13 protein-coding genes are annotated in these 25,536 nt (G+C 58.6%); 4 read left to right on the top strand and 9 right to left on the bottom strand.

The window, feature by feature from the left end; genetic code table 11:
• Positions 1-44: 44 nt before the first annotated feature.
• Positions 45-1,790, bottom strand: coding sequence for an anchored repeat ABC transporter, substrate-binding protein (locus HMPREF2749_RS06735; protein WP_070593860.1), 1,746 nt, complete (start codon positions 1,788-1,790; stop codon positions 45-47).
• Positions 1,777-4,119: a TIGR03773 family transporter-associated surface protein gene (locus HMPREF2749_RS06730; RefSeq protein ID WP_070593858.1), complete on the bottom strand. Its 2,343-nt coding sequence runs from the start codon at positions 4,117-4,119 to the stop codon at positions 1,777-1,779. Before HMPREF2749_RS06730 ends, HMPREF2749_RS06735 begins: the two co-directional genes overlap by 14 nt.
• A gap of 274 nt (positions 4,120-4,393) precedes the next feature.
• Here HMPREF2749_RS06730 and HMPREF2749_RS06725 point away from each other — a divergent pair, with 274 nt between their 5' ends.
• The gene (locus tag HMPREF2749_RS06725; protein WP_070593856.1) at positions 4,394-7,393 is read left to right on the top strand and encodes a choice-of-anchor M domain-containing protein; all 3,000 of its coding nucleotides are present in this window, start codon (positions 4,394-4,396) and stop codon (positions 7,391-7,393) included.
• Between the two features lie 96 nt (positions 7,394-7,489).
• Here the strand turns inward: HMPREF2749_RS06725 and HMPREF2749_RS06720 are convergent, their stop codons facing one another.
• The 4 genes from HMPREF2749_RS06720 to HMPREF2749_RS06710 form a co-directional block, all read right to left on the bottom strand.
• Complete coding sequence (locus tag HMPREF2749_RS06720) at positions 7,490-7,867, bottom strand: hypothetical protein (protein WP_070593854.1); 378 nt, start codon at positions 7,865-7,867, stop codon at positions 7,490-7,492.
• 211 nt (positions 7,868-8,078) lie between these two features.
• Entirely contained in the window at positions 8,079-8,951 is an 873-nt protein-coding gene (locus HMPREF2749_RS06715) for a hypothetical protein (RefSeq protein ID WP_070593852.1), read from the bottom strand.
• Between the two features lie 16 nt (positions 8,952-8,967).
• Positions 8,968-9,120: a hypothetical protein gene (locus HMPREF2749_RS09295; protein ID WP_168162429.1), complete on the bottom strand. Its 153-nt coding sequence runs from the start codon at positions 9,118-9,120 to the stop codon at positions 8,968-8,970.
• A gap of 29 nt (positions 9,121-9,149) precedes the next feature.
• On the bottom strand, positions 9,150-9,632 hold the full coding sequence (locus HMPREF2749_RS06710) for a DUF4190 domain-containing protein (RefSeq protein WP_070593850.1): 483 nt from the start codon (positions 9,630-9,632) through the stop codon (positions 9,150-9,152).
• 302 nt (positions 9,633-9,934) lie between these two features.
• Here HMPREF2749_RS06710 and HMPREF2749_RS06705 point away from each other — a divergent pair, with 302 nt between their 5' ends.
• From HMPREF2749_RS06705 to HMPREF2749_RS06695, 3 genes are all read left to right on the top strand, one after another.
• The gene (locus tag HMPREF2749_RS06705; protein ID WP_005507345.1) at positions 9,935-10,219 is read left to right on the top strand and encodes a pyrophosphorylase; all 285 of its coding nucleotides are present in this window, start codon (positions 9,935-9,937) and stop codon (positions 10,217-10,219) included.
• Positions 10,220-10,398: 179 nt separating this feature from the next.
• Positions 10,399-16,524, top strand: a complete 6,126-nt coding sequence (locus tag HMPREF2749_RS06700) for a DUF6531 domain-containing protein (RefSeq protein WP_246823514.1) — start codon at positions 10,399-10,401, stop codon at positions 16,522-16,524.
• A 17-nt stretch (positions 16,525-16,541) separates the two neighbouring features.
• On the top strand, positions 16,542-17,411 hold the full coding sequence (locus tag HMPREF2749_RS06695; protein WP_070593847.1) for a hypothetical protein: 870 nt from the start codon (positions 16,542-16,544) through the stop codon (positions 17,409-17,411).
• 92 nt (positions 17,412-17,503) lie between these two features.
• Here HMPREF2749_RS06695 and HMPREF2749_RS06690 read toward each other — a convergent pair whose 3' ends face one another.
• The 3 genes from HMPREF2749_RS06690 to HMPREF2749_RS06680 form a co-directional block, all read right to left on the bottom strand.
• On the bottom strand, positions 17,504-19,528 hold the full coding sequence (locus tag HMPREF2749_RS06690; RefSeq protein WP_070593845.1) for a serine/threonine-protein kinase: 2,025 nt from the start codon (positions 19,526-19,528) through the stop codon (positions 17,504-17,506).
• Between the two features lie 117 nt (positions 19,529-19,645).
• The gene (locus tag HMPREF2749_RS06685; RefSeq protein ID WP_070593843.1) at positions 19,646-24,034 is read right to left on the bottom strand and encodes an FtsK/SpoIIIE domain-containing protein; all 4,389 of its coding nucleotides are present in this window, start codon (positions 24,032-24,034) and stop codon (positions 19,646-19,648) included.
• 118 nt (positions 24,035-24,152) lie between these two features.
• Positions 24,153-25,430 (bottom strand): type 1 periplasmic-binding domain-containing protein, encoded by a 1,278-nt coding sequence (locus HMPREF2749_RS06680; RefSeq protein ID WP_246823513.1) that lies wholly within the window; start codon positions 25,428-25,430, stop codon positions 24,153-24,155.
• Positions 25,431-25,536: the final 106 nt, after the last annotated feature.

Genomic DNA, 25,536 nt, shown 5'->3' with positions numbered 1-25,536 from the left:
TGCTGGTACGGCTATATGAGCTTGTGGGTAGCTTAAAAACCAGGTTACGAGGAGTTGGCGTCCGAGCAGCTAGCACCCGAAGAATCGCCGCCGGAACCATTCCCAGAGCACAGCGCAATCGTGTGAGCATTCGCCAACATCATCTGCGCGTAGTGAGGAGCCTGCGCATCCAGGGTATCCGAATAGAGCACCCCGGTACGCACCTGAGCCTCCCGAGCCAGCTCCGTGAGAACCGGTGAACGCATCGCCGTGGACTTGTCCAGATAAATTGCTGGAACCTTCAAATCCTCGACCGTGCGACGCAGGCGCTGACGCTGCTGAATGCTCGGCTCGCCGCTGGCGCTGGCACTCACAAAACCGGCAATGTGCAACCCGTAGGTGCTCGCCAGGTAGCGGTAGCCGTCGTGCGTGGTGACCAGGTTGCGTGCCGACTCCGGCAGACCCCCGTACACCTGACGCAGCTGAGCGTCCAGGGCGTCAAGCTCCTTCATGACCTGCTCGGTGCGGGTCGCGTACTCGCTCGCACCCTCCGGGTCGGCGGAGATGAGCGCGTCACGAATGACCTGCACGCTCGCCTTCGCGTTCGGCACCGAATGCCAAATGTGCGGGTCGATTTCGCCGTGCACGTGCTTGCCCAGAACGGCCTGCGCCAACAGATACACCTGACCGCGATGCTCCGAAGCACCCGAACGCAGGAAACGGTAGCTACCGCCGGCGGGCACCTCCTGCAGGGTGCGGGAGGGGACCGCGACCACGGTGCGGTTCAGTTCGTACTCTACGGCGCCCTGGGAGGAATCCGCGCGAAGCACGAGCCTGCCGTCGCCGGTGCGTGCCGTAATATCGGCGTGACCTGCGGAAAGAACCTTGATGTCCGAAGCGGAAACGTTCTGTTCCTTCGCTAGACGGTCCACCAGCTCCTGCGGGTCACGACCGACCGCGCAGTACAGGGTGCCGCGCGAGGAACGCACCGACTCCGGCGCATTGACTGCGGTGGCACTCAGCTCAATGGCGTACTCGCCGGCATCGCTAAACGCCCACGACAGGTGCGTATGCGCCTGCAACGGAAGCTCCAGCGAACCCATATCGCCGGTGCGGACCGCGGTGTCCCCCTCACGGGCGAGGTTCACGCCGCGCGCATGCGAATCGCACAGCATCTCCACCGCCCCGAAGGTCTGCGTAATGAACGCCGCCAACTGCGCATTCGACGAATCGGTAGAGGTGCGCGCCCGCACGCTCTGCACCTCAAAGCGCATGCCCGCATCCGAAGAGTCGGCGGGGGCAGATTCGTTCTGCCCGCCCTCTTCAACACGCAAACCCAGCCAGATGGAGTCCAGGGAGGCATCCTCAACAATGGCTTCCAGCTTGCCGCCGTACTGCTCGATTTTCTCCGCAACAGCCACGGACACGACCCCGGCGGGCAGGTTCGCCTCAACCATTTTGGAGAGCTTACGCTGCTCCAGCAGCAGGCCGTTCGTCAGGGCGCAACGGGCGTAGGCGACATCGCGGATATCGCGCAGGCTCGGCTCGTACGAGTGTGGGTCGGCACCGGCGGGCACGAGGGAGTGCACGCTGGCGCGGTCGCCGGCAATCTGCTGCGCCAAATCCGCCAGAATCGGGGTCGTGGCGACCACGCGCATCCGGTCGGAGGAGGCGTTCACGGTGCTGGCGCATCCGCTCAGCGCGAAGGCACCAGCCCCCACCCCCGCACCCACCGCAATACGGGAGGCGAGGGTGAGGGCGGTACGCCGACTATAGGTATGCGCGTCGGTATGCCCGCTATGCGGTGTCACCGCTGCGGCCCTTTCGGCGTGCCGAACGCAGAATCATGGCACCGAGTGCCAGCGCCAGAATGGAGGTGCTGACCATGAACGGGTCGATGACCACACCGGTGTTCGGCAGCTTACCTGCGGCGGCTGCCTTCTGTGCGTTCGCGAGTTCCTGGCTGGTCAGGGCGCAATCCTCACCGGAGGCGGTCTTACCGACGATGCGCACCTTGGATCCGTCGGGCTTGGTGACGATGCCGGTGGCTTCGTCGACGGTGCCGTTGACGGGGTTCTTTGCGGTGCTCATCTCGCCGCCGTTGTTGGTGCCGTTAGCGTTGCCGCCGTCCTGCTTGGTGCCTGCCGCGCCCTGCGCGTTGTTGCTTGCCGGGGCGTTATCGGGGTTGCCGACGGTGAAGTGCAGAACCGATTCGCTGCTGACCTGCTGGCCGTTCTTCAGACGCGCAGTCCAGCCGATGGTCACGGTGTAGCGACCCTCGGCGGTGAACACCCAGTTGCTGTGCTGGTGGGTGTTTGCGGGCACCTGGAAGGAGCCGCCGCTCCGCGAATCGAAGACCTTCTGACCGGCGGAACCGAAGTTGCCGGAGAGGAAGGTGGACATGGTGCCGGGGCCCTCAAAACCGTTGAGGCTCATGGTGACGGGGCCGTCGAGCTGCTTGAGCAGTTCGGGGTCCTGGGTGCTCCAGCCGAGCCAGGGCACGCCCTGCTGCTGGGTTGCACCGATCATGTGCACGGGGGTGCCCGCCGGGGCGATGTTCTCCATGCCTGCGGGCAGGTTGATCTTCGCGGCGTCATTGAGTACGAACTCGAGGGCGCCGGGGGAGACGTGGCGGGCGGGGCTGGTGCGGTCGTCCTTCACGCTGCTGGTGAGGTTGCCGCCGTTGAGGATCGGGCCTACGTCGAAGTGGCCGTGGGTGACTTCTTCACGGCCGCTGTGCTCGGCGGTATTGACCACGGCGAGGGTGGGGATGCTGGTCGGTGCCTGGGCTGCCTGGTTGCTCTGCTTGTTGTCCTTCTGAGCGTCCTTGGAGTCCTTAGAGTCCTTGGCATCTTCGGCGGGAACCTCGGTGGCGATGCACTGCTGGTTCAGGCTACCGGGCAGACCGGAGGACAGCACACCGTTGCCGGTAATGCCGCCGCCGTTGCTGGGGGCGCTGATGTTCTGGGCGTTGGAGCCCTTCACACTGGATCCCTTCGCGCTGGTGGCGTTGCCGTCCTTGTTTTCACCCTTGTCAGAGCCGTTATTGGTGTTGTCGGTGCCGCTGATAGCGGTTACACCGGATCCACCCTGGGATGCCTGCTCACCGTTTGCCGCCGCCTTCGCGCCGTTCGGGTCGGTCACCTGCGCGGCGTTCTGACCGTTCACAGATTCATCCACGCGGCGAATACCGGTGGATGCGCTCGCCTCAGCAGATGCGCTCGCCTCAGCACTCGCGGAGGTAGATGCGCTGGGGCTGCTGGTGGCGCTCTCGGTAGCGGTGGAGGTCGCCTCGGGGGTAGTGGTCGCCTCGCTCGTGGCGTCCTTGGTTGCTTCCTTTGCGGCGTTCTGCGCGTTCAGGAGCTTGAAGCCGTCCTCAGCGTTAGTGCCCACGGCGATGGTGTAGGTCGCCTCGGAGCTGACCGGGGTGCCGTCGGCAAGGGTTGCGGTGGCACGGAAGGTCAGCTGGTAGATGCCTGCGCGGGTGAATGCCCAGCTGAGGTGCTCGTGACCGCCAGAGGTGATGGTGTGCGGTGCGAGCTTGTCGTTGGTGCTGAAGACGCGCGGGTTGTCGCGACCGGATTCGGTGAAGACTTCGGCGCGGCCGCCTTCGGGTACGCTGCTACGCACGAGTTCAAGGTTGATGGTGTTGTCCTTGAGTGCGCCGGGGCGGATTCCTTCCGCGCCGAGGCCGGGGTAGAGCAGGCCGCGGGTGCGGGTGGAGGGAATGTAGAAGATGTCGGTGCCTTCGGGGGCAATGTAGTCGTAGCCTGCTACGACGTTGGTGTGTGCATCCTCGACGTCGGGCAGGTGGAAGACGGTGCGGGCGGGGTTGAATCGTCCCTGCTGGCCGGGGCCGGTGTCTGCGAGGGTGGCGAGGGTGAACTGGTTGCCGTCGAGGAATGCGTTGAGCATTTCGGTGTGTACGCCCGCGATGACGTAGTCACCTTCGTAGTTGACGTAGGCGCGCGACTCGGTACCTGCCTGGGTGCCGGTCTGGTTTTCCTGTGCCTGGTTTTCCTGCGCCTGTGCGGCGGTGAAGGTGCCGACCTGGGGGAGGGCGAGGGGTGCCCCGAGTGCGAGGGTGCATCCGAGGGTGGTTGCGCTGAGTAGGCTCAGGGGTTTGGTGCGTCCTTGCATGGTGGCTCCTTGGATGACTGCTCATTGGCTGGCGCGCTACCCGGTGCTTTCGGGGCTTGCCCGGTACTGGGTCCGGCGGCCTGTTGCCGGTTTCTCCCCTGCGTCCGGGGTGCGCTCTGCCGTGTTTTTCTCTTTGTGGATGTACGTGGTGTGCGTTTTTGGGCGCGCCTCGGCGCACACGTGTTTCTGAGAATCACTATACTCACTTAGGTTCTAAATGACAATTATTTGCAAAAGAGCTACCCTAGGAAATAGAAAAATGAGAAAGGTTGTCATGAGCTCTCAGAAGCAGACCCAACGACGGGTCACCACACACACCCCCGCACTCTTCATCCCCGGCGGCAAGCCCGCCCTCCGCCGCGCAGCCGCATTCCTTTCCGCCGCAGCGCTGCTCGCGCTCGCCGGCGCTGCCCCCTCCCTGCCCGCCGCAGCAGGCCCCGACGACGGCAAAATCGTCACCACCAAGGGCCACGTTGACGCCCCCAAGGCATACTGGGACGAGCAGAACGGCACCTTCGTCCTCATGAACGAGGCGAACCCCTACAAGACCGGTGCAGACACCTACGAACTGGACAAGACCGTCAACTGGGTCGGCAAGGGCTACAGCACCAGGGACGGCAAGTCGCAGTACACCATGACCCTGGGCGACTCGCCCTCCCTGGCGTTCCTCGGCGAACCCGGCCAGACCCTCTACATGGCACCGCACCTGACCTACGGCAACCAGGACCCCATCTGGGCTGGCCTGGGTGCCTCCACGAAGGTGCCCACCGAGCGTTTCCGTGACGGCGTGTTCGCTACCGACATTCTCTCCGTTGAGGGCCCCGGCCGTATGGAGCTCTTCCGCTACAACCCGGACGACGCCCCCGCTGACGTGTACCGCATGCTCTCCAGCAGCTCCACCGGCTGGCACTCCTGGCTGCTCGACAAGGGTAGCCACACCCACAACACCACGACCTTCACCCGCCCCGGCCGCTACGTGGTCACCTACCGCACCGTGGCGCGCTCCACCGACGGCCGCATCATTAGCTCCAAGCCGTCGAAGCTGGTCTGGCAGGTTGGCGGCATGCAGCCCGTGCTCGGTGACGGCACCCCCACCGCCGTGCCCACCGTCGACCGCTACAACGCGGCACCCGTCGGTGACCTGGACGCCGCAAAGTACATGCTGTCCGTGGCACCGCACCGCCTGGACGCCGACCCGGCTAAGAACAAGGATGCCGACGACAAGCTCAGCGACATCACCTTCACCGCCGCGAACAAGAACCTCAAGGGCACCCTGACCCTGTACAACAACGGCTACTTCCTGACCGACCTGCCGGTCGTGAACGGTACCGCCACCTGGTCTGAAATGCTCGGTAGCGAAGGCTCCCAGCTGCAGGCGGTCTTCACCCCCGACACCTCCGACGAGAATAGCGCGGAGGCGTCCCGCTGGATCTCGCACAAGCTCACCTACGAGCCCGGCAAGGCTGAGAGCGTGTACAGCGATGACGGTAACGGCTCCTGGCCCGAAGAAATCCCGGATCAGGCGAACACCGTACTCAGCACCCAGCAGTACACGCCGACCAGCATGGACTACGACGTGACCGTCACCCCGAACGGCAACGGCTTCAGCACTGTTGAGGTCCGCTTCAAGGACCCGAAGGTGCGCGGCTTCATGCGTGGCGGCTTCTACGCCCAGGATGACCCGGTCTACCCGTACCTCGACCTGGAAGGCTCCGTTGAGGATGGTGTGGTGCGCTTTACCTTCCGTGATGAGTCCTTCTACAAGGGCACGGCTCTGCGCGTGAAGATGCTGACCCACCCGGATATGAACGCTTCCGCCTCCACCACTGAGGTTGCGGCGAACTACGAGCCGGGCACCAAGTACACCGCGCACGATGCGTTGGCTCCCGATAGCGCACCCATTGGCGATGCGCCGAAGCCTGCTCCGGTGGATCCGTCGCCGAGCGCTGAGCCTACCGTCGCGCCCTCTGCCGAGCCTTCTGCTGAGCCGAGCGAGGCTCCCAGCGAGGCTCCGACCGCTGAGCCCAGCACCGTTCCGTCGGTATCCCCCAGCGAGGTTCCGACCGTGCCTGCGGTGCCGACCGCCTCCGCAGAGCCGAGCGTACCTGCTCCGGCGCCCTCCACTCCGGCACCCGCGAACCCGACCCCGAGCGCCCCTGCTCCGACTAGCCCGGCACCGTCTGCGCAGCCGTCCACCCCCGGAACCCCGGGTAACCAGTGCGTGCCCGGCCAGATTGACGGCCGCACCAAGATTTCGCACGGCCACCTGGACATCCAGGCGACCCTGAAGGACCGCCAGCTGTCCGTGGGTCTGCGTGACGACAGCGGCATCATTGACGCTGATTCGACCGTGCGCCCGCTTGATTCGGTCGTGTGGACGGTCAGCGAGAACGCTCGCCGTGTGCGCACCGAACGTATGGCTGATGAGAAGCTGAACTTCATGGGCCCGGTCGGCACCGCCTTCTACGGCCTGCCGCAGACCCAGCAGAGCGGCCTGCCCTGGCCCGGCTACAACACGCAGGACATCGACTACTCGCAGCTGCGCGGCCCGGTGCGCTTGCACGTGGTTCCGAAGGTCATGCCTGAGGGTGCGCGCTTCGGCATGTTCACCGAGTCGCTGAACGGTGCGGATGTGCTGCTGGATTCGACGACCGGCAAGACCACGATCGACATTGATTACGCGACGCACGCGCACGCGAACTGGGTGTTCTCTGAGCCCGGCCAGTACATGTTTGATGTGCACTATTCCGCGACTCTGGCTGATGGTACTGAGGTGAACAGCCCGGTGCAGCAGCTTGCGGTTGCTGTGGGTAAGAAGGCGTCGGATGCGTGCTCGTTTGAGACTGCCGTGCCGAAGGACCCGAATGCGGCTAAGGACGACTTTAGCGGTGTGCGCCGTGTGGATTCGGCAACCCCGGGCGGTACCGCTGGTGCTAACCAGCCCGGCTCCGCACAGTCTGGTGCCGCGCAGGGTGGTCAGTCCGGTCAGGCTGGTGCTTCTGGTGCTGCCGGTGACGTGAACGCGCAGGGATCCTCTGACGGTTCGGCTGATGGTTCTGCTGGCGGCGTGTACCCGGGTGGTATCTCCGGCGGCGGCGCTGGTGGTGGCTCTTTGGGTCAGTCCGGTGTGTCTGCTGCGTCGGGTGGCGTGAGCTCCCAGCAGGGCGGCCTGGCGCGTACTGGTTTTGGTGCGGTGTCTGTGGCTGTGGGTGGCGCATTGGTGCTTGGTGCCGGCACTGTGATGGTGTTGCGTTCTCGCCGCCGCGCTTCTTAGCGCTCGCCGCGTGAGGACACGCTGATACGGTGAAGCCCCCGCGGCCGAGAGGATGACTCTCGGCTGCGGGGGCTTTAGTTTTAGTTTATGAGGTTGTTATTCTTTGATTTCTTCAAAGCGGGTCGTATCAAAATCTCGTTCCTTTTTAAGAGATGAGTTTGCGACGTGGAATAGGTATTTTTTGCCAGGTTTGACGGTCTCAACGTACTCGGGAATCTTGCGACCTTCCGGCGGCACAATCATCGTGAGAGTGCCGCATTCTTCTGTCTCAAAAACACCTTTGGGTCTAATATCATTCATGCCGCTTACTGTTCCGCCAATCTCTTTTGTATATGCCTTAGTTACGGTGCAGGTGGCGGTGATACCGTCGCTGTCATCACGTGAGTATTTAGGGAAAACAAAGAACATGTACCAAAGAATGATGAACGAAATAATGAGTGCTATTCTCTGGCGGCGTTTGTAATTAACTTCCATCAATTCCCCTACTATAACTCGGCAGAAAAATGTAATTTCATTAAATATCCCATTTTTTAAAAAATCTTATTAAAAAATTCCCTGCTCTTCTTTTTTCTTATCTTGGCGTCGATTAATCTCGTACCTGATAATAATGTAGGGAACAGAGATGATGGAGAGCACCCACCAAAACAATTCCCCAGAAAATACTAAAAATGGTATCTAACATGTTTTACTCTACCTCCTGAACGCTAGCATGAGAGGATAGATACTCGTCTTCGTTCTCGGGAATGGTGATACCCACGGTGACGTACCGCTTCACCAGCCACCCAGTTGTCACCACCGGTATCGTGAAGGCTAGCGCGGGTAGCCACTCTGAACGGTTCAGCGTGTTGGTCATGTACACCAACGAGATGCAGCAAGACATTCCCACCATGCCGACGCAGATGACACGCAGGGTGCGGTACCCCTCGGACCCTTCCTCAAAACGCGGGTGGTGCAGGTAGAAAAGACCATCGCGCACGAAGTATAGGAACCACGGGGTAAGGAGGAGCGTCAACGCCAGGGCAAGTGAATCGTAACTTGTAGCGGAGAGACTAATCAGGGGAACCACAAGGCACAGAACCGCAAAAATAGCCGCCGTCACAACACCCATACGGGTTGAGCGCCTATCCAGCTGTTCCATGCGTTGCAGGTCAGGGGCGCCGTTCTTGGGGTTGGTGCGTGTGGCTAGGACAAGGACGATATGCGACCCGGCAGCTATATACCACGAGGCGAAGTTCGTTTCCGGGGTCCACGGAGTCGTATCCCCCTGGAGTACACCGAAAGCCGTAAGAACCGTCAGCACAATCAAGCCCACCGCGCTGAAGGAGAAAACAAAGATAAAGAAGTGGTGGAAAGGCCCACCGTTTGCTTTGCCTGCAATGCTTTCATCATGCGCCATGTCTAGAGCTAAGAGGGTCACAGGCCCCCCGACGAAGAATATCGCGCCCCACGGCCAGTGTTCGACCATACCCAGCAATAAAGATGCGAGAGCCAAGAAAATAAAACTGAACCACATGAAGAGAAGCCTGGGGTCGGTGATGGCATTGATAAATGCGTTCATGTTATTTCCCTTTCAACTATTTGGACTCTGCCGCGGCGCGGTCGAGGATGCACTGCAGGTGCTCCGGGGTGTACTCGCCGCCAGATGCTGAAGCACCCATGGAGGATACGGTTGAGGGGCGCTCGCAGGCACGGCGACTGCCGCATGCACGAACGCCCCCACCCATCACATCATCGGTTACTAAACCAGACGACCGGTCTACTTGTCGTCGTCTACAGGGTAGAGCCAGCCGCCGTATGCGCAGTAACGCTTACCGTCCTTCTCGGTGTAGTAGGCGCCAACAAATTCCTTGCTCTCACACTTCTGGATTGCTTCCTGGGCTCGTTGCTTAAGCCTTGCATCCCTCTGAGCGCGCACATTGTTACCCAGAACGAAGGTGACCATCGCAACCGCGACCAGCACGAGCGAAATGATAGCCATGACCTTGCCCTTGCCGGTGCCGCGCTTGACCATGACCAGGGCGATAATCGCAAAAATAACGGTCGGGATTGCGGTAAATGCGCCCAGGATAATGAAGCCGGTCAGAGCGGAGATAATGCCCAGGACTAGTGCGGTTACTGCCGCCCACTTCTTCTTTTCCGGTACCTCGACGGGTGCGCCGTATGCGGGCTGTGCGGCGGGTGTCTGCTGGGTGAATTGCGGCTGCTGCGGTGCAGCCGGCTGCGGGGTGTTTTCAGACATGAAAGTCCTCATTTCGTATGTGGTTGGTGATTCTATCTATAAGGTGCCACCCTCAGTGGGCTGGCATTTCCTAAGGATACCGTAGCGGGAGAAATCCCTTGATGAGAGTAGATAGATGTATATGCACGCACTGTTGTGCAATGTCTACAATGAGAAATTTTTCTCACTACAGGGTGTGGGAGATGCGCTTTGCCGCGAAATAGTGTAATGTTCGAAGTGGTGCAAAGCACTAACGGTGCGTATTTGATATTCGCGTATCTAATGCACATCTTCCGGCAACTCAACGACGAAAGAGGAACATCGTGTCCGATCGCGTACTCTCATCGCAGGCAGCCAAGGATGCCATTACTGCTCTTCAGAACATCATCAATGGCGGTCTGCAGAACGAAATCAACAACCTCAACCAGCAGGGTAACCAGCTGAAGGACCCCAACAACTGGGACGGCCCCCTGGCTGAGCGTTTCCGCAATGACACCTGGCCCGGCGTAGAAAACACCCTGCGTAACCTGACTCAGGAACTGACTGACCTGCGCGAGCAGCTCAACCAGATTTCTACCGATATCTTCCAGGCAGGTGGCGGCTCCTAAGCCTTCCCTGGTAAACGCCGTTTACCGCCCCGCTCCCCGGCTACGGGGCGGTGAGCGGTAGGCGGCGTTTTCTGTTATTCGGTTATACCCACGTTGTTTTCCAGACATGGTGTACATGTCTGTCTACATCTGTTTAATCACCACACTTCCGTACTAACCACATTGAAAGACAACAGAGCATGAATCTGAATACTGAAGAAGTCAAGTACGATGATGCTACGTCGGATGCCCTTGCCAATGCCTGCCGCACCGTCGCGCAGAATATTGATAATGCATTACCCCCTCTTAAGAACTCACTGACAACGGCTCTGGAGGAGTTTAGAGGTCACTACGCCGATGTTGCGGCGGCAAATATTGATACCACCATTAGCGATGGTCGTGATATCGCCAGCATCTTCCGTCAACTGGCTGATGTGGTGGATCGCCTCAAAGAGTCAGCTCATAAGGAAAATGAGAACCGCGACCTTATGTACCACTATGAGCATGACCTGGGTGGTTTCCGTAAATGGTGGGTTGAAACATTCGGAGGTGAACCGCCTAAGCCGACATCGTATAAGCCGGATACCTCGATTGACACCACATCGCTAGGTCATCGTGAGAGCACTGAGACCCGCTCAGGGAGTATGACTGTTTCTTCAGCGCGCCCTTCGACCGTGCGCTCTCTCTCTAATACTTTGGCGAACCTTGGTACTAGCCTTGATGCTGAGCCTGGCAAGCTGCGTAACCTTTCCACAGAGTTTATGGTTAAGTGCCAGTGGGGCTCCGTCGATGCTGAAAATCTCATCAGCACGTTTGAAGCATGGAATAAGTCGAACGCCAACGATAAGACCTGGCTGGGTATCGTAGCCGATACTTTTGAGAAGTACGGTAGCTCGAGCCAGGTTATTACCGTTGCCAATTCGACTCTGGAAGGTGCAATCAGCGCAGCTGGTGTTAGTACTGAGCGCCACGATTTGGAAGTTCCAACGCCGGCTGTAGTAGGAATGTCCACCACAAGCGGTTATGTGAATGACCCCGTGAACGTTGCAACCGGTAACTTCATTGAAGAAGAGACCGATATGGCGTTTGCTGGTGTGGTTTCTGCTTGTTCTGTAACTCGTATGTACAACAGTGTGGCTGTCTTCGGTCAGCACGCTGTATCCGGTGTGTTCGGCGCGGGCTGGTCCTCGAATATTGAGAGCCGTGTGCAGCTGAACGTTGAGAATGCTGTCTGGACGATGGCTGACGGTCGTGAGGTTACCTTCGACCGAATGATTCGTGAGGACGGCACCCACGGCTATGCTCGTGCCCCGCGTGAAGCGTGGTGGCTTGAAGAGCTGCCCCTTACCCAGCTGATGGGTGAAGAGGGCTCTATTGCTGACCCCTCCCTGCGCTATATTTTGCACGCTACGGACTATGACGCCTCGTCCCTGCTGCGTATCTCTGACAACTCTGGAACCCAGCACATTTTCAGCCTCACTGGTGTTTACCTGGGTATGAGCGCTGGGGCAGGTACTGCTGTCGCATACCTGCGCGATGAAGAGGGTCGTGTTCGCGCTATCGTGCATCAGCGCGGTGCACGTATCAACGTGGAGTACACCGAAGGCGGCCTTGTCGGCGCTATTCATTCTTCTCGTGGGCAGTCGGTGCGTTACGAGTACGTTACCCTTGATGGTCGTACCCACCTGTGCGCTGTACACGGTGACGCCGGTACCCGCCGTTATGAACATGACGCTGCCGGCCTGATTCACCGCGTGGTGGCTAGTGCCGGCGCTGTTGAGGTGACGAATTACTACGACCCTGCCGGCCGTATTACCGAACAGGACACCGAATACGGTCGTCGTGTTCGCTACCGCTACCTGCCGAATGGCATCACTGACGTTTCTAACGAAGACGCCTCCTACACGAACCTGTGGGTCAATGACCAGTACGCACGCCTGACCGCCATTGTTGATGCGGAAGGTGGGCGTACTAGCTATGCCTACGATGACTTTGGCAACCGTGTGAGCGTGGTTGATCGTGATGGTTCCCGCACTACTCGCTACAGCGATGAGCGCGGCCGTATTATTCGCGAGGTCACCGATGAGGGCGCAGAAACCCTCTTCGCGTATGACGAGCATGACCGCGTGGTCTCCGTGGCGATGAGCGCTATTGAGACGGATCCGCGTGCCCGCCGTGCCGCCCGTCTGGCTCGTCGTGCCCGCCTGGAGGCGGAGGCTCAGGGCCGTACCCTCGATGAGGCTACTTCGGGGCAGGAGTCTGCCCAGAGCCCTGCCGTAAGCCCGATGACTACGGTGACTTACGAGTACGCGAATGATTTTGAGCGTAACCCCTCTTCTATGACCGACGGCAACGGTCATGTGACCCGTTTTGAGTGGGCTGACGGCCTGCTGCAGCGTGTGGTGAGCCCTGAGGGTGTTACTGTCTCCTTGGAGTATGACGAGTGTGGTCTGCTGACCGGTATTCGTAATGCTGAGCAGCAGCTGACCCGTTGCGAGTACTCTGCTGCGGGTCACCTGGTGAAGATTGTTTCTGCTCTTGGGCTGGAGACTGAGTTCACCTATGATTCTGCCGGTCACATGGTGTGCCGTCAGGACCCGGATGGTTCCCGCTGGCGTTTTGAGTACGCTGCTGGCGGTCGTCTGGTGGCTTCGGTGGACCCTGCTGGTGCTCGTACCGAGTACGAGTACGGTCCGAGCGGTGACATTGTTGCCGTGGTTGACCCGCTGGGCCGCCGTATGGAGCGTTCCTTTGATACGAACGGCAATATTGACCGCATTACCCTGCCGGGTGGCGCGCAGTTCAGCTACGCCTACGATGGTTTGATGCGCCTGGTTCGCACCATTGACCCCGCCGGTGGCGTGTGGACTCGCGAGTATGATGCCGCAAGCACCCTGACCGCGTTGATTGACCCGACCGGCGTGAGTGTACGTACTTCCGTCGATTCCTCGCGCAAGACCTTCACCACTAACGATGGTGTTGACCGCGTGCGTATCTCGTGTGACCACCTGGGCCGCCCGGTACGCAGCGAGGTTCTCTCTGAGGATTCTGGCCCGCAGGTTAGTGCAGATGCTGACGACCCGACTGTCTCTACGATGGTTTATGACGGCGCGGGTAACCCCGTGCAGGTACTGGACGCTGAGGGCGGTCTGAGCCGCTACGAGTACAACGGCTCGAACCAGATGGTGCGCATGATTTCCCCCGCGGGTCGTGTGACCGAGTACAGCTACGATGTGTGCGGTCGACTGGCTGCAACCTATGAGGCTGCCGGTACTCCTGAGCAGTCTGTGACTCGCTACGAGTACGACGCTGATTCCCGTCTGATTCGCCAGGTGTACGGTGACGGCTCTGAGGCGCGCGTTCGCTATGATGCATGCGGTCGTGTGCTGTCCATTACCGGTTCCGGTGTGGCTTCTCCGGTGTTCTACACCTGGGATTCTTGTGGCCGCGTGAAGAGCATTCGCGATAACAAGTGGGGTACTCGTTCGTTCACTTATGATGCCGCTTCTCAGGTGGTTGCGGTGACTAATGGTGCTGGTGGCGTGACCCATTACCGTTATGACGAGGCGGGTAACGTTATCTCCGTGATGGACCCTGCCGGTCGTATTACCAGCTACGAGTATGACCTGATGGGCAATGTTCTGGCGGCAACCAATCCGCTGGGTGTGCGCACTACCTCTACCTATGATGCTGCCGGTCGTCTGCTGACCAGCACTGACGGTAATGGTGCTGTACATTCCTTCGGTTATGACCGTGACGGTGTTCCCTGCTCCCATTCGGTGAATGGCTCTCTGTTGTACCGTATGGAGCGTGATTCTGCGCGCCGTACGATGACGACTTATGATCACGCGGGCGTTGATGCGTTTGGTGCTCCCGTGGTGACGGTTGAGTCGTATGACCGTTTGGGTCGTCTGATCCGTCAGCGCCGTGAGTTTGGTGCTCAGATTCCGGAGTCTTTCCGTACCGCGTACATGGATGAGACTGGCGGCTATGAGCTGTCCTACGCTTATGACGCTGATGGTCTGCGCACTGAGTTTGTGCACCCCCTGGGTTCGAGCGCTTACGCGTATGATGCTGCTGGCCGTATGGTCAAGCAGACTGACATCACCGCGTACCGTCTGGATGGAACCGCCGTTACCTCTGAGTCTCGGGTAGAGTCCTCCTTCGAGTACAACGCGGTAGATGCGCTGGTGCGTGCGCAGGTGTCTGACCTGGCGGGTACCTGGGTTCGCGAGTTTGGTTACCGTGGCGCGCACATGACCTCTGTGACCGAGCAGCCCGCTGTGGCAGACCCGGCTGTGGCAGACTCTTCTGAGGCTCTGCACACTGAGATTATTCGTGATGATTTGGGCCGTATTAGCGGCGTGGATTCGCCCGCTGGTCTGGTCATGTACACCTACACTGGTGCCCAGATGCTCTCTTCTGCCGTTCGCGGCACCGAGACTCTGCGTTGGACCTATGATGCCGCTGGCGCGCTGGTGCGTGTTGAGTACTTTGATAGCGCTCAGCCTGAGAACGCTTGGGTGAAGGTGCTGGTCACTGACGAGGGTGCCCGCGTTCGTGCAGTGTGCGTCTATGGCGTGCAGGATGAGGCGAAGGCTGATTCCCAGTCGGCTGAGTTTGCCTCTGCTGTTGAGGATGCTCAGGCGTGGCTTCCGCAGTGCCCGGAGTCTGTGGAACTTGAGGGCGTCACTTTGGTGCCGGTTGCGACGAGCGTGTTCTCGTATGACGGTAATGATTCGCGTCTTCTGCAGGTTTCTTCGGATGGTTCTGGTTCGTCCTTAACCTATGGTGCGGCTGGGTTTGTGAGCTCGGTGGCGTCGTGGGGTTCTGCTGACGATTCTGCTGTGTCCTTCTCGCTGCTGTGCGCTTCTACTGATGGTCGTGTACTTGCTGCCGGTGGTGCGCCTGCTGGTGTACCCGAGTTTGGTGTACCCTCAACCGATGCTCGCGCTAATGCGGGTTCTGTGGCTGGTTTTGATGCTTCGGTGATGCACCCGCTGGTGTGGGATGAGAACTCGTTCGTTCCGCGTGTGTTGGGTGTGGCTGGCTCGTCGATGCCTTCTGTGGGTTCGTTGGTGCCTGGTGCTGGTTCTGGTGCCGGTTTGTTGGATCCGTATGGTTGGGCTTCTTTGGGTGTTGTTGCGCCTGCTGTGCCTTCTGCTCAGGGTGCTGGTGGTGCGCCTGTATTGCCGGATTCGCTGGTTGGTGTGTCTGCGGCTTCGGGTGTGGTGCTGGGTTCTACGGGTTTTGAGGTGTTGGGTGCCCGCGTGGTGGATTCGCGTGTGGCTCGTTTTACTGCGCCTGATCCTTTGGCTGCGCCGGTGGGTGCTGGTTGGGGTGCTGACCCGTTCTCGTTGGTGGGTGGTAATCCGGTTTCTTTGGTGGATCCGTGGGGTTTGTCGCCGGTGTCGGTGGAGGACTTCAATAAGTACCGCGAGCAGAAGGGCTCTTCCGGTATTACTGGGTGGGCACGGAAAGCTGCTAGTGGTGCAGTAGCTTTGTGGGACAAAGGTAAGAAATTCTACCGGGCTGCTACCGAGACTGCAAAGGGCCTATGGAACAAAGCAGTGGAGGGTGCAAAGGTAGCTTGGAATAACCGAGCTGTATTGGCCAAGAACGCTTGGGACAAGACTAAGAAGTGGTTCGGGGAAAACTGGGAGTATCTTGCAGGCGCCGGGCTGGTGGCACTTGGAATAGGCATAAGTGCTCTATCTGTTGCAGGCGGTCCTTTGACCATGGTGGTATTTGGTGCTCTTGGAGGGGCAATTTCTAGCGCTGGCACGTCTATGATTACCCAAAAGGCACAGAAGGGGTCTGTGGACACGGGGGAGATGCTGAAAGATGCTGCGATTGGCGCAGTAGTTGGTGGCATTACCGGCGGTATTGGTGGTCGTATTATAGCTGGTGCTAAGCAGGCTGCTGGCGTGGTTACGAAGCCTAATTGGATTACTGGCCCCGTTGCCAGAAGCACTGATTGGAAGTGGGCGAATAACCTGATTCGTAAGCCTGTTGATTTCAAGCCTCTGGCAGGTTTGAAGGGAACCTCAGGGGTGGCCGATGATGTAGCTATGATGGCCCCAGCGCGAGAAGCTAAGGAGTTTATGTCGAAGCAGGTTGCACGATTCATGGCTCCCGGCGAACATACAATGTTTGTCTCTCGTGGCTGGTGGCATAATCTAGCTGTGTCGCAGGTGACTACTATGCAACCTATTAAGTTCGCAGTTAATTATGCTGTGGGTGGTCTTGTTGCTGGTGCGTCTTCTGTAGCAACATCGACGATGCATACTGCTGAGGATGTGTGGCGTAATATTCATAAGAAATAGATAGATGAGGTAGTAAGATGAGTACTTTTTCTGAGGTTTTAAGGATTTTATGGCTAATCTTCCTGTGGTTCTGCTTTAGCTTCATAGCTCTTGTATCTCTAGCGATGGTCGTTATTGGGGGATGGCCTTGGGGCGCAATGTTCTTTGTTGCAGGTCCCGTATTCCTCGCAGTTATAGATATGGCTCACAGAGAAAGCATGGGAGGTAAAGCAAACGGCGGTTCTTTCAACTTCTTCTTTCTCCTTCTTATGTTCATCAGCGCGGTAGGCTTGATTATTCTGACGGTTCTAACCGCTTTCGGGGTACTCCACAGTGAGATTCAAGGATTCTGGTCACCAGAGACGAACTTCGCCTCCTGGTACATGGTTAGCGGGCTAATCATCGTCGTTTGCCTTATCTACCAAATCGAGCCTAATGACGATATTCCTGACCTGCAGCGCATGGAACAGATGAATAGGTACTCAACCCGAGTGGGCGTTATATCAGCGGCTATTTTCACGGTTCTGTGCCTTGTGGTTCCCCTGACCAGTTTCATGACCTCAGGTTACGATCCGGCGGCTCTGGCGGTTGCACTCTTCCTGACCCCGGGGTTCCTGCGTGTTGTGCGCGAGGGTCTCTTCTACCTGCAGGGCACCCGCCTTGAAGAAGGAACCGACAGGTATCGCACCTTGCGTGCCGTGTGTATTGGTGTGGCTGGCCTGGCCGCGTGTATTGCGCTCGGGTATTTGGGCTATTCGCTGGTTCGCCTGGAGTGGTTGCCTGCGTTGTTCTTTGCTGCCTCGGTGGCAATGAATGCGTGGTCGGTGAAGAGGTACGTCACCGTGGGCATCACCATTCCCGAGGAGGAAGAAGATGAGGTCCCCGAAACTACGCCTGTAGCTGGCTAAATAGAATGTAAGAAAGCCCCTGGGCTGAGAGTTCACTCTCTCAGTCCAGGGGCTTTCTGCATACCAGCGACAGCTAGCCTAGAGTGCCACCGTTAGCGGGTGATAATCGCGAAGTCGCTACTGGACAGGTTCGTGAAATTACCAATCTGCGCATTCAGGCGGCACTTAGACGTCACCGACAGCGCCGTCACCACCCGCTGATCCTCAGACACCAACACATGCCCCGAACAACCATCCGAAAAACTAATCAACTGCGCATCCGGAGAAATCGCCTGAACCAGCGTCGAAAACTCACCCGTACGCGGCAAAACCATCAACGGGTTCAACTCATCCGCACCACTCGGCCACACCGGAACCACCGTCACCGGCAAAACACTCTGATTCACCACACGAGAAGGAACCCGCAACTCAATCGAACGCAAACGCTGAATCGGGTACGCCGTCGAACGAACCTCCCGATCAGAAATAGCCTTAGACGTCTCAGAATCAATACGGTTCAGCCATTCCTCAAAAGCACGAGAATCCTTAAACTCAGCAGACACATTCGCCCGAACCTGCACCACACCATTAGCCGGGATACTCACCCCAGACAGATTCCACGAACACGGAACATCCACCGCAGTCACACTTGACTGATTCTTCGACACACCAGAAGACGCCTGACCGGCATCCCACGTCACCGAAGCACACGAACCACCCTCAACACCGGGAAGCACCTGCAAAATATCGCCCCGAAGAGCCGACTTCTGCGAGGAAAACTCAAAAGTTAGGCGGGCGCTCTTATCTCGCGGGTTATACGTACCCTCAATACGGGTACCCAAACCACTCGGCAAAGATGCCGAACTACGGCTCGAAGCAGACCACGACTCAGCTGTCTTAGACGAACCCTTACCGCCGCCCAAACCCACAAAAGCGAGCACGCCCACAAGAATCAAAGAACCCAGGATAGCGCCCCATACCAGCGGGCGGCGCAACGGCGAACGGGTAGGCTCCTCTTCCTCAACAACCTCATCAGGCACATATACCGGCTGCTCCACCACAAAAGGAGCGCGGATAACCGTCTCATTCTGCGCTTGACCCAGCGACGGCATGCCCGCACCATACAGCTCCGTAACATTCTGCCCAGGCACCGCAGAAACCGCAGGCTCAGCACCGTGAACCACCGTAGGCGTGTACCCCACAGCACCCGAAGACACCTCAACCCACCGAGGAAGCACCGTATCAGCCGAGAAACCCTCAGCCAAAAGACGCAACTTAGCGGCAGCCTCAGCCGCCCCAGGACGCTGAACCGGGTTCTCCGCCAACATCCCGTGAAGCACCTCAGCAACCTCAGCCGGAATCTGCGGCGACACCTGCACCGCACCACCACGCGCCGGAAGAGGACGCGCCGCCACCAACAACTCATGAAGAGTCACCGCGCACGCATAAACATCAACCGCCGGAGTAGCCACACCGTGCGCAGAACGCTCCGGAGCCATATACCCCGGAGTACCAGAAAACGAACGAGAAGCCCCCGAACCCGCAGAGCCAGTAAAAGAAGCAATACCGAAATCAGCCACACGAACCTGCTGATCCAGAGACTCCCCCAAAAGACCGCTCAGCAGAACATTCTCCGGCTTAATATCCAGGTGCATCACGCCCTGACGGTGAGCAAACTCCACCGCATTCAGAACCTGCACCATCAGACTCAACGCCAAACGAACCGGCAGCGGACCCTCAGAATCCAGCTTCTGACGCAACGAACCGCCATGCTGAAACTCCATCACCAGAGCTAGCACGCCACCCTCAACAACCATGTCCGTCAACGGCACAATATGAGGATGCGACAGCGCCAACAACACCGAACGCTCACGCACAAAAGATTCAAGAACCACAGGGTTCTCCGCAAGCTCCGGACGCAAAACCTTCGCCGCATACAGAGCCCACGAGCCGCTCATCGTAGCAGCCCACACCTCACCGACCGCGCCAGAACCCACCCGGCGCACCAAACGATACGAAGAGCCAAGGGGAGCGCCCGCAACCAGACCCCCCGCAGGCTGACCAGCAACCTGCGGGACAGGATGAGCATCACGACGCTCCGAGCCGGAGTACTGCGGCGAACCAGCAGGTACAGTCACGGGCTAACTCCTTAACATCAACTTCACAACAAGCAGGAAGACTCCCCAGACGGGGCGACCCCTACAGCAAAATAGCCGGTAAAGTTACACCATACCTCACCACACGCCAGACAAGCCCTACAGCCCGCCACGGTGCTGAGAATCCTCAGGGCTCATCAGCTGCACCAGAACCGGCGACCCGGCAAGGAACGCGTAGCCACGACCAACGCTCAGCTGAACCGGGGCGCGCCTCGGAATAGAACCGAACATGTCCATATCCGTATCAACATTCGGCTGAACCACAGCACCAGTGCGGAACTTGCGAATAGCCTTCGTCCAATGGCTATACAAAGGACGCAAATCAGTCGGCTTACCCGTAGCAATAATGTGAACGTCCGGGAAGTCACCCTTCACAATCGCATCAAAAACGTTCATCGGGTCATCCACGCGGTCACCATCATCAATCAGCAACAGCACCGGGCCCGCGGCATCCTGCAAAGCCGCCTGCACCTGAGCAGAAGCATTCTTGCTCTCAAACACCCGGTCAAAAACGCCCTCCGGCGCATTCACCAGACCGGAACGCTGATCAAATACAGCCCAAACCTCCGGAACCTCAGCGGCATCCATGCGTGCGTTCTCCGCCGCGGTGGCATCACCAGACGCCAACGCCGCAGACACCGCCTGCTCCGCCGCAGCCCTCGCCCGAGAAACCAGACGAGCAAACGCAACCAGCAGAGAAGACTTACCCGAACGCGGATTACCCGCAACCATGGCGTGCTCACCCTCGTACAGCTCGAAAGCGCACGCCTCCAACGTAGCCTCCGCAATACCCACAGGGATACGCCACAGGCTCGGAGAAAACTCGGCAGCAGGCATGCTCTCCCACGAAACCCACGTCGGCAGCTGACCAATCACATCACGCTTAGCAGGATCCTGCGGGAAGCGCTCACGAACCATAGAGACGGCCTCCTCCACACCAACAGCGGGAGTAGCCACCTGCATCTGACGCAGACGTTTCGGGTCAACACAACGCCCAGGAACTGCAGCCGGAACATTCGTGCCGCGAATACCATGCGAGGAATAATCGTGAATATCGCTCAGCTGGAAGAACCACGTCTGCAACGAAGCATCAAGAATCTGCGAGGGAATATTCTTCGCGCGACTCGTTGACACCACGCAGTGAATACCAACAGCAGGACCATCCGCATACACTCGGTAGAAATTCGCCAACAAATCCATGCTCACAGCATCAGAGAACTCATCACGCAGCGTCGCAAAACCATCCAAAACAATGAAAAGAGGCTTACGGCGTGCCGCGTCAGCACGGCGAGCATCAAGCTCCGACTTCACAAAACGCAAGAAGCGAGCCTGACGTTCCCTAGCGCCCTGACCGGTACCCACAGCAGAAACAACATGCGGCAAAGAACCTAATGGCAACAAGCCATCAGCGCCCATATCCACCAGAACAATATCGATGTCCTCCGGCGAATAATGCTGAGCCAAACCCAGCACCACCGACTGAATCGTCGTAGTCGTACCACTACCGGCAACACCCACCAACAGCAGGTTGCTCATCTCAATATTCCAGCCCATAGGCACCTGACGCTGCAGCTCAGGCTCATCACCCAAAGTACACATCAGAACACCGTCCCGGACACCACCCACAGTGGGAAGATCCGGGTCGGGGAAGCCGCGAACACCAAAATCAGCCAAATCAACATACGAACCCAACGGCTCAGGCCACACCTTACGAGGAGCAACCGCACCACGAGCCGCATGAGCCGCCACAACAGCATCAATCAGCAGATCCAGGTCATTCGCATCACTCGACGACACCTTCGGGCGTGCACGCTCCGAACGAGGAATACCGATACTATCGGTGGCACGAACCTCCAGAGAAGTCACCACCTCAGTGCCACTCTGACCCGTCACCAGGGCAGTCTGCACCGGCGAAATATCATTCTGGCCCAGCTTCACATAGGCGCGACCCATCTGCGAACGCGAAATCTCCGAAGCATCCGGAACACCAATCACGTTCGAAGAATCCTCACGGCTCTGCACACGCAACGCCACACGCAAGTTCGTATTCGCCAGAATATCGTCATTCACCACGCCAGCAGGACGCTGAGTCGCCAAAATCATGTGCACACCCAGGGTACGACCCACCGCACCAATACTCACCAGCGACGACAGGACATCAGGGAAGTCCTTCGCCAGCATCGCAAACTCGTCAATCACCAGCAGCAAGCGAGGCATCGGCTCCGGCGGGTTCGTCGCCAAATAATCCTTAATGTTGTCCACACCCTCGCCAGCAGCCGCAAACAGGCGCTGACGACGATCCATCTCCGCCTCCAACGACTCAATAGCGCGGTGCGCCAACTGAGCATCCAAGTTGCTCAAAGTACCAATCGTATGCGGCAGACGCTCACACGTCTTAAACGCCGCACCACCCTTAAAGTCAACCAGAATAAAGTTCAAACGGCTCGGATCATGGTGAGCAGCCAAACCCGCCACCAACGAACGCAAAAACTCACTCTTACCCGAACCAGTGGTACCACCCACCAGACCGTGAGGACCGTCCTTCACCAAATCCAGCGTGAACGCGCCAGAGTCGCCCACACCAATCTCCGTACTGAAACCATTAGCCTGCGACCAAAACGCCTCAATATCCTCAGCACCCGGAAGTGTCGGCAAACCAACCAGCTCAGGTAGCTTTACCAGCTGCGGCAAACCGCCGCCCAGAAGCAGACGCTCAGGGTCCTCATGATGCGCCAAAGTACGCGCCACGTGAAGAGCATCCTCAGCGCTCACACCGGCGAGCACACCGTCAGTGACCGTGTAACGGCGGCGAGGCTCCGAATAGGTCATAGAAGCCTCCTCACCAATCTCCACGACCGAAGTACACGACGCAGGAAGACGATCAACAGAAGAAGCCAACACAATACCGGCAACACGGCGAGCCCCCGCAGCAGCAGTCTTATTCGCCATCAGACGCACTTCATCGCCGTACGCCAAAAGGTCGCGTGCCGGCGACTCACGGCCCTCAGTGAGGGTATCCGAATCAACGACCACGCACAGGCCGCGGGTCGGAAGAGACTCAATATCGTTGTATAGAGAGCGCAGCATCTGATCCGACTGCTCCTTACCAGAAGCAAACCAACGCATCTGCTGGTTCTGCGCCATATGCATGTGCGGAAGCCACGACGTCCACACCCAGTCCTGCGAGCGCGCCGAATCAGCGCAGACCGCAATCGTCATATCAGCAGGACCCGTGTGGGTCGCCGCCTGCAGCACCAGGCTACGCGCCAGGGCAAGAGACTGCTCACGCGGCCCCACAATACCGATAGCGCCGCCCTCACGCAGGTCAGCAACCAGCGGGGCATCCCACAGGGTATTGTGCTCAAGAATATGCTGAACCTCAGGCTCAGGATTGCTCGGCTTCGTCAGCTCAGGAGCCCAATGAATATGCCCAGTACCCACATGGAAAGTCAACAGGTCAGGGCTGGTGCTCCGGCGACGCCACAGCGTCATCGCGGGAAGAAGCGCCCGCAGCTGAACGGCATCCGGTGCCGGGGCAAGGTCGTGAAGACGCTCAATTTCCTCACGGTTACTCAGAGCGATACGTTCCTTGAACTTCTCCATTTCCTGCTCAAAACGCACACGCTCCTTCACCTTATCCTTAGCGTGACGACGTTTCTGCTCCACCCACATGCCAATACTCAGAATGGGGCTGAGCATCGCGAAAAGGGCGTAACGAATCTCCTGCATAATGGCGACCATTGCCGCCGCCATAATAATCGGACCCACCGCCATCGCAATATTGAACTTCGGCGGGTCAGAAACGTTCTTGCGGGTAGGTGCCTCCACCTTCTCCGGGGCGCTCAACGCACCCTGACGCGGCGGACGGTTAAACGGTGCAGTACCCGACGCGCTCACATTCGGGGCGCTACCGGGGCGAGGCGCAGCCTTCTCCTGAGGAGCAGGCTGCAGAGTCAGAACACAATCCCCAACATGGATAGTGGTGCTCTCAGAAACAGTCAGACCCTCCTCAGGGATTTTCTGACCGTCCACAAAACTACCGTTCGTAGAACCCGGGTCAGTGATGCGCACCTTCTGAGTGTTTGTCGACTCATCATGAACCACCTGCAGGTGCAGATGCTCCCACGAGGCGCTCGCCGTGGGCAGCACAATGTCGGCGTACGGGGAACGACCCGCCACCAGAGGACGCGAAGAAGGGATAGGGCGCGGCAGGGTAACCGTCGAACCGCCGCTCAAGCAGACACTCCAGCCCTGCACCAGGGAAGGGTAAGAAAGCGGTGCCCTAGAGATGCGCATACCCTCCATCGGCTTGACCTCCGCCAGGGTGGAGGATGCCGTCACCGGGCGGTTATCGCAGTACAGCGGCTCGTCGGCGGGCAGGGAGGGGCCACCGGTCGCCTGGATGAGATCAGCGATGGTCGTCTCAGGCTGCCAGGAGTCTAGTTCATAGCTCCCGTTATGCTCTTCAAGTTCAAGGAAAAAGCGCATAAGGTGTTCTCCAAAATAGATAAATCGTGAGCCCCGCTGGTGGACGGACTAGAAGTAATACCCGAAAGTGGGGGGGGGTGATGGGCTGGCTCTGTACAGTAGGCTCCATGCGGAAAGGCTAGTCGCGAGATTCTGAGGTGAACGTGCGAAGCATCCACACGGGCGGATTTACCGCATCCGTTGAGGAAGACCCGCCCTGAATCATCGAAGTTTCCGCGGTCGGGTAAAGAAGACCCACTTGCCCGCCCGCAGCGTAGGAAGACGAAAAATCCAACGGATACGCGACCGTAGAATCTTTAGCGTCCAAACGAAGGGTTCCTAGAACCCGTCGAACCGCCTCAGGAGTGTATTCACGAACCTGGCTCGTGGCATACGCAAAAGCCAAAAGCGCGTTATGGGAGGGAGCATCCGCCCACACTGCCGATTTCGAGAACGACTGTTCGCCTGACAAATCCTTGAGCGAAGAATCATTCTTCATACGCTCAACCGTTGACACAAATGCCGAAGAAGCGCGACCGGCATCATCAGCACTCAACGCCGCAGCACGTGCCTGCACACGCCCCACAATGCGAATATTGTCAGTCAAGGAACCACCGTTCTCCAGAAGAAGACGTATAAAAGGCTCCGTCAAAGCTTCCTCACCCGCAATCACCGGAGAAGTAATACCCGCCCTCTGAAGAGAACGAAGAACCTTTGCCTGAGTCGACGCCGAACCCGTCAAAACCAGAACAGGAGAAGAGCCCGAAGACTTGTCCCCCAGAAGGCGCGTCAGCTCCTTGAGAATGTCTTTCATGCTGTCTTCATCAGCAGAAACCTGAACGCGATTCGTATAGGGAAGGTCCGGTGCAGAGCCCTCACCCGCATCCAGCAGGATGGTGCGCACACCATTAAGCTGTTGCGAAGAACCCGTGCTAGATGCACCGGCGAGCGAACGAATAGCAGTCGTATAGACCTGCTTCTCCCGCTCAGGGTCCAGAGCAAAACTCCATACCCCATCGCCAGCATCTACCCGGTCATACGCCTCAATCACCGCAACATTGCGTTCCTTAGCAGCAGCCGTAGCACCCCGAAGATGCTCACCCCGAGAAGCAAGCACAATACCCAAAGCACCCTCAGAAGAGAGCTTCTCTACCGCCTCACGGGCACCCTGCTCCGTTCCCTTATCGTTCGCATAAAGAACCTTCACAGAAGAACTACCCAAAGCCAGACGGTACTGCGCAACACGAGCACCCTGAGCATTCAGACGCCACGCAGACCCCTCAGCATCATCACCAAAAGTAGTAACAACACCAATAACAGGCTCACGACCAGACGCAGGAAGAGAAATAGCCTGCTGAACCGTCACCGCAGACGCAGGGTTCGTACCCGTGCCAAGCGGCAAAGGCTGAGGAGTCACAGCGCGCACGCCATACCAGATCCCCACCACCGCAAGGCTAAACAGCACACACAGACTGACACACCACACCACGGTGCGCTGAGTGAGCCGCCTGCCCTCGCGGCGG

The organism is Rothia sp. HMSC075F09 (genome assembly GCF_001810515.1).
GTDB lineage: Bacteria > Actinomycetota > Actinomycetes > Actinomycetales > Micrococcaceae > Rothia.
Note: the sequence above shows the minus strand (reverse complement) of the source record. Positions and strands in the feature narration are given on the sequence as shown.